The 13,604-nt window shown below is 63.4% G+C and carries 14 protein-coding genes; 6 read left to right on the plus strand and 8 right to left on the minus strand.

The genetic code is table 11. The features are described from left to right. Window positions 1-30 precede the first annotated feature (30 nt). The 3 genes from ACQR1W_RS03780 to ACQR1W_RS03790 form a co-directional block, all read right to left on the minus strand. On the minus strand, window positions 31-984 hold the full coding sequence (locus ACQR1W_RS03780) for a 2-hydroxyacid dehydrogenase (protein ID WP_434849547.1): 954 nt from the start codon (window positions 982-984) through the stop codon (window positions 31-33). Further along, window positions 981-2,279 (minus strand): ArgE/DapE family deacylase, encoded by a 1,299-nt coding sequence (locus tag ACQR1W_RS03785; protein WP_434849548.1) that lies wholly within the window; start codon window positions 2,277-2,279, stop codon window positions 981-983. Before ACQR1W_RS03785 ends, ACQR1W_RS03780 begins: the two co-directional genes overlap by 4 nt. A 379-nt stretch (window positions 2,280-2,658) precedes the next feature. Beyond that, entirely contained in the window at window positions 2,659-3,546 is an 888-nt protein-coding gene (locus ACQR1W_RS03790; RefSeq protein WP_434849719.1) for a LysR substrate-binding domain-containing protein, read from the minus strand. Window positions 3,547-3,820: 274 nt separating this feature from the next. Between ACQR1W_RS03790 and ACQR1W_RS03795 the strand changes: the two genes are divergently transcribed. Continuing rightward, entirely contained in the window at window positions 3,821-4,066 is a 246-nt protein-coding gene (locus ACQR1W_RS03795) for a hypothetical protein (RefSeq protein ID WP_434849549.1), read from the plus strand. A gap of 128 nt (window positions 4,067-4,194) precedes the next feature. On the opposite strand, the gene ACQR1W_RS03800 is transcribed toward ACQR1W_RS03795, so the two are convergent. Further along, window positions 4,195-4,785: an NADPH-dependent FMN reductase gene (locus ACQR1W_RS03800; RefSeq protein WP_434849550.1), complete on the minus strand. Its 591-nt coding sequence runs from the start codon at window positions 4,783-4,785 to the stop codon at window positions 4,195-4,197. Between the two features lie 191 nt (window positions 4,786-4,976). Next, the gene (locus ACQR1W_RS03805; protein WP_244425351.1) at window positions 4,977-5,225 is read right to left on the minus strand and encodes a hypothetical protein; all 249 of its coding nucleotides are present in this window, start codon (window positions 5,223-5,225) and stop codon (window positions 4,977-4,979) included. A 362-nt stretch (window positions 5,226-5,587) separates the two neighbouring features. On the opposite strand from ACQR1W_RS03805, the gene ACQR1W_RS03810 reads away from it, so the two are divergent. The 3 genes from ACQR1W_RS03810 (at window position 5,588) to oxlT (ending at window position 8,055) form a co-directional block, all read left to right on the plus strand. Next, window positions 5,588-6,049 carry a hypothetical protein gene (locus ACQR1W_RS03810; protein ID WP_434849551.1) on the plus strand — a complete coding sequence of 154 codons (462 nt, stop codon included), beginning with the start codon at window positions 5,588-5,590 and terminating at the stop codon, window positions 6,047-6,049. Window positions 6,050-6,207: 158 nt separating this feature from the next. After that, the gene (locus tag ACQR1W_RS03815) at window positions 6,208-6,570 is read left to right on the plus strand and encodes a hypothetical protein (RefSeq protein ID WP_434849730.1); all 363 of its coding nucleotides are present in this window, start codon (window positions 6,208-6,210) and stop codon (window positions 6,568-6,570) included. A 294-nt stretch (window positions 6,571-6,864) separates the two neighbouring features. Further along, on the plus strand, window positions 6,865-8,055 hold the full coding sequence (gene oxlT / locus ACQR1W_RS03820) for an oxalate/formate MFS antiporter (RefSeq protein ID WP_434849552.1): 1,191 nt from the start codon (window positions 6,865-6,867) through the stop codon (window positions 8,053-8,055). A gap of 1,225 nt (window positions 8,056-9,280) precedes the next feature. Here the strand turns inward: oxlT and ACQR1W_RS03825 are convergent. Together ACQR1W_RS03825 and ACQR1W_RS03830 are read right to left on the minus strand one after the other, a co-directional pair. Beyond that, complete coding sequence (locus ACQR1W_RS03825; protein ID WP_008970767.1) at window positions 9,281-9,538, minus strand: hypothetical protein; 258 nt, start codon at window positions 9,536-9,538, stop codon at window positions 9,281-9,283. A 66-nt stretch (window positions 9,539-9,604) separates the two neighbouring features. Further along, window positions 9,605-10,639, minus strand: coding sequence for a DUF2778 domain-containing protein (locus ACQR1W_RS03830; RefSeq protein ID WP_434849553.1), 1,035 nt, complete (start codon window positions 10,637-10,639; stop codon window positions 9,605-9,607). A gap of 235 nt (window positions 10,640-10,874) precedes the next feature. Here ACQR1W_RS03830 and ACQR1W_RS03835 point away from each other — a divergent pair, with 235 nt between their 5' ends. Next, a complete protein-coding gene (locus tag ACQR1W_RS03835; protein WP_434849720.1) occupies window positions 10,875-11,297 on the plus strand; it encodes a DUF1810 domain-containing protein in 423 nt (140 codons plus the stop codon). A gap of 163 nt (window positions 11,298-11,460) precedes the next feature. Continuing rightward, the gene (locus ACQR1W_RS03840; protein ID WP_434849554.1) at window positions 11,461-11,706 is read left to right on the plus strand and encodes a hypothetical protein; all 246 of its coding nucleotides are present in this window, start codon (window positions 11,461-11,463) and stop codon (window positions 11,704-11,706) included. 206 nt (window positions 11,707-11,912) lie between these two features. On the opposite strand, the gene ACQR1W_RS03845 is transcribed toward ACQR1W_RS03840, so the two are convergent. Beyond that, the gene (locus ACQR1W_RS03845; protein WP_434849555.1) at window positions 11,913-13,535 is read right to left on the minus strand and encodes an ABC-F family ATP-binding cassette domain-containing protein; all 1,623 of its coding nucleotides are present in this window, start codon (window positions 13,533-13,535) and stop codon (window positions 11,913-11,915) included. Window positions 13,536-13,604 lie beyond the last annotated feature (69 nt).

Here is a 13,604-nt window from a genome sequence, read left to right on the forward strand (position 1 = left end):
TACGGATCCATTTCTAGTTGCAACCCACTCTCAATAGCCGCGGATGCGGTCGACCCGGTTGAGCAGCGGTTCGCCGCGTACGAGCCGGCGGACATTCTCCGCGATCTGCTGCGCGATGACGCTCCACGAGGCGATCGCGGCCATATGCGGCGTCACCAGCACGCCCGGCTCGCGCCACAACGGATGATCCGCAGCCAGCGGCTCGCGTTCGAAGACGTCGAGCACGGCGCCGCGCAGATGACCGTTTCGCAACAGCGCAATCAGGTCGTCGGCGACGAGATGCTCGCCGCGGCTGCACAGGATCAGCGCCGCGCCGTGGCGCAGCCGGCTCAATCGCTCCGCATTCAACAGACCCACGGTCTCGGACGTCAGCGGCAACAGCGACACCAGGATGTCGACCTCGCCGAGGAACGCGTCGAGCGCGGCGCTGCCGCTGGAGGTCGCAACGCCGGCAACCGTCTTGGGCGATCGCGACCAGGCGCTGACCGAAAAACCGAGATCGACCAGCCGCCGCGCGGCGGCAGTGCCGAGCTCACCGAGACCGAGAATGCCAACCCGCGTGTCCTGCGGCGCACGCTGCTCATAGCGACGCCAGATGCCGCTGCGCGCATTGGCGACCGCGCGATCGAAGTCGCGGTGGAAGTACAGCGTGCTCCACAGCACGAATTCGGTCATGGCGACGCTGAGGTCGGGATCGACGATGCGGCAGATCGGCCGGTCCGGCACGGTCGGATCGGAGAGGATGTTGTCGACACCAGCGGCGATCGAATGGATCAGCTTCAGGTTCGGCATCGCCGCGAGCGCGTCGGCCGGCGGCTTCCAGCACACCGCAAGCTCGGCCTCGCGCGCGGCCGGCTCCGGCCAGGACGCACAGGTGACGCCGGGCAGTTCGCGCTGCAGCAACGGCACCAGCGGATCCATCAGGCCGGGCGAACTGAGAAACGCGACGGAAATCACGCTGTCATCGAGAGCTCGATCCGTCATGCCGTTCGCAGACCGCACCATTGTGCAACAAACAACGCAATGCTCAACGTGGTCTTGCGCAGGCTCTCGAGATCGACGCGCTCGTCAAAGGCATGCGGACCGATGCCGTAGGGCCCGTAGCACAGCGCCGGGATGCCATAATCGACGGTGTAGTAACGGGTATCGTTGACGGCGGTTGAAAGCCTTTCGTCCAGCGGACGCCCGAACACGCGCTCATGGACGGCGGCGAGCGCGGCCTCCGCGGCACTGCCAGGCTCGCACGCCGCGGGATCGGCCTGAAAACCGCTCCAGATCAGCTCGGCGGGATTGCTGGACAGGAAACTGTCGCTCTTCTGAGCCTCGGCGAGGCAGCGAGCGATACCGTCCATGGCCTCTCGCGGCGTCTCGCCGGGCAGGATTCCGAGCCGGCAGTCGAGCTCACACCACGCCGCGGTCGAGCTCGCCCAGTCGCCACCCTTGATGATGCCGACGTTGAACTTGATCGGATCCTTCACCGCGCCGAACCATGCGTTGCTGACCGCCTTGGCGTTGATCGCCTTCGTGTAGTCCTGGAACGCGCGCACCAGATGCATCGCCGACAGGATGGCGCTGGTGCCGGTCTCGGAATAGGCGACGTGCACGGGCGTGCCGCGTACCCGCAGCCGGAACCAGATCGCGCCGACCTGGGCCCGCGTCAGCGTGTGACCGGTCGGCTCCGGGATCAGGCAGGCGTCGGCGGTGTAGCCGCGCATCAACGTCGCAAGCGCGCCATTGCCGGTGCTCTCTTCCTCGGTGACGGTTTCGAGATGAACGCGTCCATCAGGCACGAACCCGGCGCTCCTGATCGCATCGAGCGCGAAGATCATCGCCGAGACGCCAGCCTTCATGTCCTGTGCGCCGCGGCCGATCATCCAGCCGTCACGGACAATGCCCTCGAATGGCGGGTCGGCCCAGAGATCGAGCGGTCCTTCCGGCACCACATCGACGTGGCCCTGCAGGATCAGGCTGCGGCCCTTGCCGCTATTGTCCAGCGTCGCCACCACCTGCCTGGAGCCTTCCAGCGGGATGTCGTCCATCGGCGCCGCCTTCGGATGGCGCATCAAGCCGACCTCGGCGAGACTGAACTGATCGGTCTTGTAGCCGCGTTTCTCGAACTGCTTCGCCAGCCAATCCTGCACCGGCTCCTCTTCGCCGCGCAGGCTGCGGAACTGCACCAGCTTCTGCAGGAACGCGACCTGGTCCTGAAAATTCCGGTCGATCGCGGCGCGCAGCCGCTCCATTACGTCGTTCGGCACCGCCGCCGTATTGTCCGCCACAGTCCTCGCCTCCAGCCGCTCAGTTCCATTCGCCGCGTATCGCGCGGGAGAACAGTTCTCCAGGATCGCAAGCCCCTCGTCCACCATGGTCGGCAAGCTTGTCAAACTGCCATGGAAGCGAGATCTGCGCGGAAGCGGCTCGCACGCTCAGTGACTGAGCAAGGCCTGTGCAAGCATTGAGCGGCCTGAGCAAAACGCGCCCATCGGTGCGGCTGGGAACGGCAGCGGCTTGCGCGGCGCGCATTCACCCATGCATCGCCAGCGCAGCTTGTTTTCGCCTAGAGCATGATCCGGAAAAGTGCGAAGCGGTTTTCCGGAAAGATCATGCTCAAACAATAACCTAAAGCGCGATGACGATTCATCCTAATCTCATCGCGCTTTAGTCCGCGAGCACTGTCTTCAGCCACAGCCGCAAGGCGACGACCGCGGGATCCTCCCAGCGCTCCTTGAGCGCAACGATCTGATAGGAGTCCATATAGATGGACGACGGAATGACCTCGACCAGTTTGCCCGAGCGCAGATCCTCTTCGGCGAGAACCTCGTTCGCGAGCGCCACGCCCTGCCCGAACCGTGCGGCCTCGATGGCAAGATGCGTGTGCCACAGCCTCTGGCCGTGCAGCGGCCCCGGATCAGGGTGGCCCGCGAGCGCAAACCAGCGCTCCCACTGCTCGGTCGAATCCTCGTGGTTCAATGCGGCCGCCGCGAGCTGGGCCAGCGTCGAGATCTCAGGGTGCCGCGAGAGATAGGTCGGGCTTGCCACCGGGAACACGCGCGGGCGCACCAGAGCTTCCGCCATCAGCGCACCATTGGTGTCGATCTTCTCGCCATAGACGATTTCCGCGTCGGCCTCACGGCGCGTCAGGTCCGGCCGCGACAGCGTCGGCTGGAGACTGATGTCCAGGTTGCGCGGTGGTCCCGTGAGTTCCGGCAGCCGCGGCAGCAGCCGGCGGATGGCGATGCCTGGGATGCACCAGATCTTCAGGCTCGGCCGCGTGGCCGGGCGTATCATGGCGGTGGCGCGCACGATGATGTCGAACGCCTGCGTGACCTGCGCATGGAACAATTGGCCGGCATTGGTGAGCGCGATCCCGCGCCCTTCCGCACGCACCAGCGCCACGCTGAGACTCCGCTGCAGGTTCTGCAGATGCCGCGAGACGACGGTATGGCTGACCGCGAGTTCGTCTCCCGCGGCGCGTACGCTGCCTGTGCGCCCGACTGATTCAAATGCGCGCAAGGCAATAAGAGAGGGCAATCCCGATTTCATCATCATAATGGTTACGCTCGGCACAGAGTATGTACGGACCACGCTGCCGAGCCACCGGGACATCCCGCTCTCACCCTCTTCCCTGCGGGGCAGCGAAAACCAGCCCATACCGGCTTTTTAGCGAGTCTAAGCCGGCTTCATGGCTGCGCCGGTTCCCTTTTCAGACGGTGGAGTAACGGAGCTTCAACCACGACTACGGAAGAGCCGCGCATTCGTCTCAAAGTTTCCACAATCGGCTATAGAAAACACTGTTGCTTCGAGCAGGAGAACCCAAAAGATGCGGATCACGGTTGTGATCTTCGTCGGTTCGCTGGCGGCCCTTGTTGCAGTGGCGGCGCCGGCACTGGCGAAGAATTCCCAAGCTCCAAAAATTGAGGATCAACAGGTCTCGTCATCCCCCTGCCGGGCCTATCAACAGGCACCGGATGGAACCTGGACAGAGCTGCCCTGCCAGGAACCTGGCGCCAGCGCGCCCTCCCGGCAGAAGTCGGTGAGCAGCGGCGCCGCGGCGCCGTCGCGCTGATTGCCCGTCCGACCAATGGTCGATGTGTCTACACCGTGAGGGACGCCGGAGAAGCAATCCAGGGTCGTTATGATCCGGATTGCTTCAGCCGCGACTGACAACCGTCAGCAGATATTGGCCGGCACGGGTCAATACGGCGGCGGCTTCCGCGCATGCTGCGCCTTGGTCGCCTCCACCCACCACAAGAGATCATCGGCGAAGCGCGGGAAAGCATGCTCCAGCGCTTTGCCCGCGTCCCCGACCGGCTTACCTTCAGCCGACAAGGTCTGCGCGATCGGCCCAACGGCCAGCGTGCTCGACACCACGACCATCCCCATTTCCGACAGCGTGCCGTGCCAGGCGGTGGCGGCACGCGCGCCGGAGAGGCGGCCGGCCGAATAGCTTGCGATCGCCGCCGGACGCCAGAACCACTCCTCCAGGAAATGGTCGGTCAGGTTCTTCAGCCCCGGCTGCAGGCCCCAATTATATTCGCCGGTCACGAACACGAAGCCGTCTGCCGCGCGGATCTTCCCCGCGAGCTCTTCCATGGCGGCCGGGGCTTCGCCTTTCTTGTATTCCTTGTACATGCGGTCGAGCATCGGCAGGCCAACCGCCTTGGCGTCGACCAGCTCGACCTCCTGCCCCTTGGCGCGGAGCCCGTCGACCACGAACTGTACGAGGCGGATGCCCATCCGGTCGGAGCGGTAGGAGCCGTAGAGGACGAGAAGCCGGAAGCTCATGGCAAATCACCTTCGCAAGTCACCTTTGGATCGAATGATCGAGCCAAAGTACCATGCCCTCATGCTTCCAGGAGACGGATCCGCATCTAAGCCGAGCGCGGCACTTCACAGCTGCGGCATAACCAAAATCTGGGCATATCGCATCGCACGACGGCAGCGAGCTACCATCGGACAAGCATTTCGAGGCGAGGCTACCGCATCACCGACGCGGAGGCCGAGCGCTCGCTGGGCTTGCCGAACACGCTGCGGCAGCCTGCGCTCAGGCTAGCGCGCTGCCGATGCATGCAGGCGATGATCCGGTCGCGGTCGGGGATCTCGGACGCGCAGAGCCGGAAGACGTCGCCCGTGCAGAGCCGGCGCTGATCGTCTTCGGTGAAGGCGCGGCTCGCCGACGGCAGCATCGCAACACAGGCCGCCAAGCCTGCCGCGGCCAGAGTCAAGTTTCGTATCCCGAACACGTCAGTCCGCATCGTCGCCCCCAGATTGCCTGCTATTTGCCTTGATCCCATCCCGCTGCTCGCCATCAGCGACGCAGCGCCACCGCCGCAGAATCAAATCATGACACGTCGAGAGGCGCCTTCAACACGCGCGTTTCTCCGTGCACCACAATTTTGTCAGCTGTTGCAGCTGAGACTCTGGAAGCGGCTCCCTCCGCGGACAATCCGTCGGGTCAGGAAGCCGTCAGCGCCGTCAAATTGTCACGACGTGACCGCAATCCGGCCCCGGCCCGTGCACAGTTCCCCGCCGTAATACTAACGGTTGAGGAATGTAGCGTGAGGGGAGTCGGGTCATGGCGTACACAATGATCGCCGAGCGCGATGGGCACAAGGTGCGCAAGCAGCGTGAGAGCGCGCTGATCGTCCTGGCCAACGCGCGCGTGATGGAAAGCGAGGGCTGGCAGGTCGTCATCACCAACAACGACGGCAAGGACTTCGGCCTTGCCGAGTTCGAGGCCGGTCTGGCGAAGACATTCTCGTCCTGGTTCCACGCGGCGCCGCAGCAAACGGCCCCCGCCGCGCCGGTGGTCATTGTCGCGCCGGCGGCTGCCGCCAACGAGAGCGTGGATGCCGCTCCCGATGAGACGGAGGCGCTGGTTGCCGCAGAGCTTGCCGCCGAAGCCATCGAAGCGGACGCGCACGAGCTCCAGGAAGTGCACGAAAGCGAATTTGAAGACGTCGATGCCGAGGAACCCGAGCTCGAGGATGCCGACCTCGAGAAGGCCGTCCTCGACGAGATCGCGCTCGAGATCGCAACCACGCACTGACGCTCTTATTGTTTTTGCTGCGGTCGCGACCGACCGCAGCGCCGGCATTTTGCCGGTAGCGCCGTGGGTCCTGCCGCGGCGCCTCGTTATTCTGCTCCTTCGGAGAACAGCTCGCGTGGCAGGCCGACTAGGCCCTGCCGATCCATTCGCGCGCGATCATGTTGGACCCGTTCGGCGTCGATGCCGGCCAGGACCGCACCGGCAACCTACCCTCCCTGCCCAGCATCTTCCCCGACTATCCGGCGCCGCTCGTGCGAAATGGCGAAGCGCGAGCACGCGATAGCTCGCTGGGCCAGCCTGCGCAGGCCAACGAAAGCGAGGTTGCCTGCGATTTGTTCGGCTTTCTGACCTACGAACCGAATGCCGATCAGGATCACGATGTCGGCTTCGCGGGTGCAAAGAGAGCGGCACCGGATCCGTCAGGCACGTCGGCAACTGATCCACTCGGAAGTTGCCTCGGCTCGAAACTCGGCTTTCGCGTTGCCGTCGACACTCGCTATTTCCAAAATCCGAAAGACTAGAACATTATCTGGAACTTCCCGGACCTCTCGTTATTGAACGGTCAGATGTAGTCGTAGCTCGTACTTGGCAGGCTAGTAAGCGGCCCGCATTCGGGACCTAAGATCAAAGTCTAACTAGCCGACCCGAAACTCAGAAGCACGCGGGCGTCCCTGGCGCGAATGAGCGGCCAACCGTGCTTCGGCACATCGGTGCCGTCAACAGGGGACGGAAACATGACCACAGCAGCAATAGATTCCCGATCGCACGCCATTCCGGCAACACGCTGGACTCAGCTCATCTGCTGCATCTTATGCATGATACTGATCGCCAACCTGCAGTACGGTTGGACGCTCTTCGTCAATCCCATCAGCAAAGCGCATGGCTGGTCGATCGCATCGATCCAGGTTGCATTCAGCATCTTCATCGCGCTCGAAACTTGGCTCACGCCGATCCATGGCTGGATCGTTGATAGTCTCGGCGGGCGACGTGGCGCCAAGCTGGTCGTGGCAGTTGGAGGCATCCTGGTCGCTCTCGGCTGGATTATCAATGCGTACGCAGAATCCCTCGCAATGCTCTACCTCGGTGCTGTGGTCGGCGGCACGGGAGGTGGAGCGGTGTACGCGACCTGTGTCGGTCAAGCCGTCAAGTGGTTTCCTGACCGTCGCGGTTTGGCCGTCGGTCTTACCGCGGCGGGATACGGGGCCGGCGCAGCGCTGACCGTCGTTCCTATTCGGGCGGTCATTGATGCGGCCGGCTACGAAGCAGCTTTCTTCTGGTTCGGGCTGGTCCAGGGTGGGATTGTTTTTGTCCTCGCGTGGTTTTTGCGGGCACCGGATCCCGGCGAGATGGTCGGCGTCGCCGCGCCAAGAGTGATGCAGACGGCGCGCAGCTACACGCCTCGGCAAGTACTGAGCACTCCGGTCTTCTGGCTGCTCTACATCATGTTCATCCTGGTGTCGGCCAGCGGATTGATGGCGACGGCGCAGATCGCACCTATTGCCAAGGACTTCAATGTTGGGGACGTGGTCGTCCTGTTCGGCGCGTCGGCGCTGAGCGTGGCACTGGTCGTCGACAACATCTGCAATGGTGGAGCGCGTCCTCTATTTGGCTGGATCTCAGACCAGATCGGCCGCGAATATACCATGGCGATCGCGTTCGGTCTGGGCGGAGTAGCCTATTGGTTGCTGGGGACTCTGGGTCACGCCCCCTGGGCATTTATTGTCTTCGCTGCGTTGATCTTCCTGACGTGGGGTGAAATCTTCAGCCTATTCCCGTCCACGTGCACGGACACTTTCGGAACCAAGTTTGCAACTGTCAATCTCAGCCTGCTCTATACTGCCAAGGGCGCGTCGGCCTTCCTCGTGCCGGTTGCCAACCTCATCAAATCAGCGAGCGGCGGTTGGCACTTGGTATTCGTGTTGACTGCCATCATGAATTTCGTGGTGGTGGGATTGGCTTTATTCGTGCTCAAGCCATTGCGGCTGCGATTCATGGGCAACGATTGAAGCCACGGCCGTCAATTCAAGGCGCTTGCTGACGACGTGCTTGCGCTCGCGCGATGGGGCTTCGTGGAAAGGAGGCGTTCCCTTGCCCACTGAGCTGCCGGTGAGAACCCGATCTCCGCTGGCGTCCGAGTTTGAGCTGATAGCGCTGGCCTCACTCCTGCCGTGGTGCTTGAGCCTGCTCCTCGCCCACCACTCCTCCGCTATTGCACATGCGTTTCTGCTCATGGGGCAACTCGGCTGAACGACGGCCGCGCCGTAACATGGCGGCTCTGCGGGTGAATCGCCAGCGGTAGCCACAAGCCTAGAAGCAACCGCAGAACACTATCAAAGACGAGAGACACCTTCGATCGCGACTTCCTAAGAACGACCTGACGCCCGTGCGTACCACCGCACTGAAATCCGCCGCCAGCGCGCGAATTGACCGTCTTGGAGGTCAGGCTTCGCGCCTGCTCGACTCTCTTCCGCGGGCGCAGCAGGTGCTGGTATCCGCCCGCTGCCTCCTGCGATGCGCGCAAGAACGAATTTCTCCCGACGCATCAAGCTGATTTGGCCTGTCCAGTCCCACCGCGAAAAATATTCTGCTTTCTGTTTTTCGGAAATCGTGGTTGTCTATCGAGATCCCGCCTCATGCAGAGGGACGTACGCGTCGTCACGATACGTAGAGGCGGGCTGCGATGGACGTGAGGGAGCCAGTGGACGACTGGCACTTGCACGGACGGTCAAGTCGTATGGTCCTGGCATCCCGACGCTGATGTCCGCGCTGATGCGATCAGCATCATGCGCAATACGGTGGCCAGAAAGCCCGGCGCACCGGGGAGAGTACGAAGCAGCCGTTAAAACCATTCGCGCAGGGAGGGCCGGGTTGAATCGGCCGAACCTGTGGTGACTGCCGCCTGCTTATTTTTCTGCAGGCGGGCCATGGGTGAGGTCTTCACCCGGCCTTCCCTGCGCCCTCGCTCTTAGAGGGTGTCCCGATCATACATCACTCGGACGCGTCAGCGTCGCGAGAACGCGAGACTGTGTTTGGATGCGAAACAAGCAGCCCCGCCGTCAGCTCTCATGCCCCGCGCACGCGGAGCATCCCGTACGCCCCGGCTCCTCGGTTGATCACTGGTGCGCTGGACTACGGGATCGTCCGGTCAAGCCGGGCGACAGCGGGAGCAAGAAGCGACGGCAGGTCAAACGAAACGCTCTGTCTCAGGCACGTCCAGGCCCAAATCCGCGCTCACAGGAGCTTGGCCTGGACAAACAGCGTGCGCACCGCGTTGGTCGCCTGCACGGTCATGATCGCGTTATCGGCCGCCGCCTGCAGCGCGGTCATGGCCTGGTCATGCAAGGACTTGAACTCCATCCACTCAACCGCGCTGACGCTCGTGAGGAACTGATGAGCCTGCCCGACGGTCGAGATTGCGGTCGATCTTCCATTGACCTTGATGTTGAAGGTGGTGCGCAGCCGCGTCTCGGAGCTTGCCGGATCGTTCATCGGCATGCTCCAGGATGGGCGCCGGAAAGGGGCGCCGCGGTCGCGCAGGGGCGCAGCAAAGCGTTGCTACTCCGACTTCAAGGCGGTCTTGGTGAGGGTGGCGCCGTCGAGCCTGGTCACGACCACGAGGCGGCTGAACTCGCCGTCATCGTAAGCCTTCAGGAAGCGCTCATAGTTCCTGATCGACACGCAGCCGTTGGAGTCGCCGTCGGGACCGAGCATATAACTGTGGGTGAGCAGGCCGACGCGCCCGAGCGCCGAGCCTTCGACCGCCGTCATGCGCAGCGCGCGGACGCCGTGAAACAGCTTTTCGCGCGGCTTGAGGTCGTAAGTCGCCGGCGGGGTTGCGCCCACCATGCGCTGGTTGACGTGATCAGGGTCGTCGCGCAGACCGCCCATACCGGAATGCGCCTCAAGGCCGATGCCCGAGGGCAGATAGACCATCTTTGCCGTGATGTCGTAAACCGCGGTCTGCCGGTCATAGCCGAGGGCTGCGAGGTCAACACCGGCGCGGATGCCGCTGTCCGGCGTCAGCGAGGCGAGCTTGGACGGGCTCGGCAGGAGGTCCGACAGCTTCTGCAGGAAGGAGCGGTCGTCCACGCGCCCGCCGACGTCGCCAGGATTGGCCGAGGCCAGCAGCGTCGGCATGTTGGCAGCGGCCGGTCGCGGCCGTGGCAGCGGCACGCCGGGCGCCGGCATCGCGACCGTGGTCCCTTCGGTCAGGGTCGGCCGCCAGTCGTTGCTAGCGGCATCGCCCGACATGGGATCGCGCGATCCCATTCCTTTCACCAGCGCAGCGCGCGCATCGAGCAGCTGGGTATCGATGCCGCGCGAGGCGAAACGGTCGAGCGCCCGGATGGCGTCTTTTTCCGAATAGGCGGTGGCGGACGCAGCCGCGGGCGCGAAACGCGATTCGAAGGAGATCGGAGCGGCCGCCGGGATTGCTGCTGCCGCAAGCGGCGCCTGGTCGGCATCGGCGCCGATCCAGGCGGCGGCCCCCGCGGAGATGGCGAGCGCAGCCAGCAACAGCGCAACCACTTCGGAACGCCCGAACCGATCACGCGTCAGCAGCACGTCTACACCTGCTTCGTCGGAAGCCATCGCGACCCCAGTGTACTCCCATCGGTCCACCCTACCAGGCAACCGACCCCATGGGAGATTCGACCCGTTTTGACATAGGAAGGACAAGAGTGCGGCATAATCTAGACCAAGACCACCCCAAACCACGGAAACTTGCCGAAGTGATGGACAGGGATCAGCGGCCGATCAGCTCCGTCTTCACCGCGATCACCCTGGAAACTCCTTTTAACCCAAAGGCTTGGAGCTGGACCTGAGCATGCTCGCATTTGACCTGGACCGCTTTGTGGCGGCACAAGACCCGCTTTTTTCACAAGTGGTCGCAGAGCTTGCCGCCGGCCACAAGCAAAGCCACTGGATGTGGTTCATCTTCCCGCAGCTGGCAGGTCTCGGCTTCTCCGCCATGGCCCAGCGCTATGCGATCGGCTCGCGTGCGGAAGCCGAGGCCTATCTCGCCCACCCCGTTCTCGGACCGCGTCTGGTCGAATGCACCCGCCTCGTCGTCGAGGTAAGCGGCAAGAGCATTCACGCCATTCTGGGCTCTCCGGACGACATGAAATTCCGCTCGTCGATGACGTTATTCGATGCGGTCTCGGATCAAGCGCTCTTCGCGCAAGCGCTCGACAAATACTACGAGGGCAAGAAAGATCAGGCGACGCTGGACATTCTCGGCCGGATATAGCGCTGGTCCTGCGCTTCAGCTTTGCGACGCAGCGACGAACGCGCAGAGGACCGTGGATGGAGCAACGACACGATATTTCGGGTGACAGAAGCACAACTGAGCTTGATCGCGCCAAGATTTGGGGGTCCGATCCGCGCGTTATTTGTCCCAAGGAGACATGCCCATGAGAAAATTGTTTCTGGTTGCTGCGCTTGCCACCTTCGCTGCCGGGTCCGCCTTCGCTCAGGATACCTGCGAGACCAAGGCGGTCGGCAAGGATGGCAAGCCGCTCGCCGGTGCTGCCAAGACCTCTTTCATGAAGAAGTGCATGGCGGACACGTGCGAAACCAAGGCGGTCGGCTCCGACGGCAAGAAGCTCGCCGGCGCCGCCAAGACCTCCTTCATGAAGAAGTGCGAAGCCGGCGGCTAGAGCATGATCCGGAAAAGTGCGAAGCGATTTTCCCTCGCGACAAACGCGGAACGCGTTTGCGCGGAGATCATGCTCAAACAATAACCTAAAGCGCGATGACGATTCATTCTCATCTCATCGCGCTTTAAGTTTGGATCTGAGACGGAAGACAAGCGCCCCGCCGTGCGCGGCGGGGCCATTACAAAGAAAGGAGCGGCACGCGCTGGTCAGCTGCGCAAGCCGGGGGCCTCGTGGCCGCTGCGCGTGACATATTCGGTGTAGCCGCCGCCATATTGTTGAATGCCTTCCGGCGTCAGCTCGAGCACGCGGTTCGACAGCGCCGCCAGGAAATGGCGGTCGTGCGAGACGAACAGCATCGTGCCTTCGAAATCCGAAAGGGCGGCGATCAGCATCTCCTTGGTGGCCATGTCCAGGTGGTTGGTCGGCTCGTCCAGTACCAGAAAGTTCGGTGGGTCGTAGAGCATCTTGGCCATCACCAGCCGCGCCTTCTCGCCGCCCGACAGCACCCGGCATTTCTTCTCGACGTCGTCGCCGGAGAAGCCGAAGCAGCCGGCCAGCGCGCGCAGCGAGCCCTGCCCGGCTTGCGGGAAGGAATCTTCCAGCGACTGGAATACGGTGCGGTCGCCATCGAGCAGGTCCATCGCATGCTGGGCGAAATAGCCCATCTTGACGCTGCCGCCGACCGTCACTGCGCCATTGTCCGGCTCGGCCGCGCCGGCGACGAGCTTCAGCAGCGTCGACTTGCCGGCGCCGTTGATGCCCATGACGCACCAGCGCTCCCTGCGGCGGATCATGAAGTCGAGGCCGCCATAGATCCGGCGGCTGCCATAGCTCTTGTGCACGTTCTTGAGCGCGACCACGTCCTCGCCCGAGCGCGGCGCCGGCTGGAATTCGAACGCCACCGTCTGGCGGCGCTTCGGCGGCTCGACCCGCTCGATCTTGTCGAGTTTCTTGACCCGGCTCTGCACCTGAGCGGCATGCGACGCCCGCGCCTTGAAGCGCTCGATGAACTTGATCTCCTTGGCGAGCATGGCCTGCTGGCGCTCATACTGCGCCTGCTGCTGCTTCTCGTTCAGCGCCCGCTGCTGCTCGTAAAATTCGTAATTGCCCGAATAGGTGGTCAGCTGGCCGGCATCGATCTCGACCACCTTTCCGATGATGCGGTTGATGAACTCGCGATCATGCGAGGTCATCAGGAGCGCGCCCTCGTAGCCTTTGAGGAATTGCTCCAGCCAGATCAGGCTCTCGAGATCGAGATGGTTGCTCGGCTCGTCCAACAGCATCACGTCGGGACGCATCAACAGGATGCGCGCCAGCGCCACCCGCATCTTCCAGCCGCCGGACAAGGCGCCGACGTCCTTGTCCATCATCTCCTCGGAAAAACCGAGGCCGGCCAGCGCCTCGCGCGCGCGGCTGTCGAGCGCATAGCCGTCGAGCTCCTCGAACCGCGCCAGCACCTCGCCATAGCGGGCGATGATTTCGTCCATCTGATCTGCCTTGTCGGGATCCGCCATCGCTGCCTCGAGCTGCTTCAGCTCGCTCGCAACCGCCGACACGGGACCCGCGCCGTCCATGACTTCGGCCACGGCGCTGCGGCCGGACATCTCACCGACGTCCTGGCTGAAATAACCGATGGAGATGCCCCGATCGACCGCAACTTGGCCCTCGTCGGGCTGCTCCTGGCCCGCGATCATGCGGAACAGGGTGGTCTTGCCGGCGCCGTTCGGGCCGACAAGGCCGATCTTTTCGCCCCTTTGCAGGGCGGCGGAGGCTTCGATGAAAAGGATCTGGTGGCCGACTTGCTTGCTGACGTTATCGAGGCGGATCATACGGGCTCAAAGCGTGGACGCGTTGGCGCCGCTCTTAATCCATGCCGCCGACGGTTGGAAGGCGCTTTC

The organism is Bradyrhizobium sp. HKCCYLS1011 (genome assembly GCF_051167795.1).
GTDB lineage: Bacteria > Pseudomonadota > Alphaproteobacteria > Rhizobiales > Xanthobacteraceae > Bradyrhizobium.

Bases quoted from the DNA above. Each gene is read 5' to 3' on its own strand.
- ACQR1W_RS03780 (WP_434849547.1), bottom strand. From the start codon at position 984: ATGACGGATCGAGCTCTCGATGACAGCGTGATTTCCGTCGCGTTTCTC.
- ACQR1W_RS03790 (WP_434849719.1), bottom strand. From the start codon at position 3,546: ATGATGAAATCGGGATTGCCCTCTCTTATTGCCTTGCGCGCATTTGAA.
- ACQR1W_RS03795 (WP_434849549.1), top strand. From the start codon at position 3,821: ATGCGGATCACGGTTGTGATCTTCGTCGGTTCGCTGGCGGCCCTTGTT.
- ACQR1W_RS03800 (WP_434849550.1), bottom strand. From the start codon at position 4,785: ATGAGCTTCCGGCTTCTCGTCCTCTACGGCTCCTACCGCTCCGACCGG.
- ACQR1W_RS03810 (WP_434849551.1), top strand. From the start codon at position 5,588: ATGATCGCCGAGCGCGATGGGCACAAGGTGCGCAAGCAGCGTGAGAGC.
- ACQR1W_RS03815 (WP_434849730.1), top strand. From the start codon at position 6,208: ATGTTGGACCCGTTCGGCGTCGATGCCGGCCAGGACCGCACCGGCAAC.
- oxlT (WP_434849552.1), top strand. From the start codon at position 6,865: ATGATACTGATCGCCAACCTGCAGTACGGTTGGACGCTCTTCGTCAAT.
- ACQR1W_RS03825 (WP_008970767.1), bottom strand. From the start codon at position 9,538: ATGAACGATCCGGCAAGCTCCGAGACGCGGCTGCGCACCACCTTCAAC.
- ACQR1W_RS03830 (WP_434849553.1), bottom strand. From the start codon at position 10,639: ATGGCTTCCGACGAAGCAGGTGTAGACGTGCTGCTGACGCGTGATCGG.
- ACQR1W_RS03835 (WP_434849720.1), top strand. From the start codon at position 10,875: ATGCTCGCATTTGACCTGGACCGCTTTGTGGCGGCACAAGACCCGCTT.
- ACQR1W_RS03840 (WP_434849554.1), top strand. From the start codon at position 11,461: ATGAGAAAATTGTTTCTGGTTGCTGCGCTTGCCACCTTCGCTGCCGGG.
- ACQR1W_RS03845 (WP_434849555.1), bottom strand. From the start codon at position 13,535: ATGATCCGCCTCGATAACGTCAGCAAGCAAGTCGGCCACCAGATCCTT.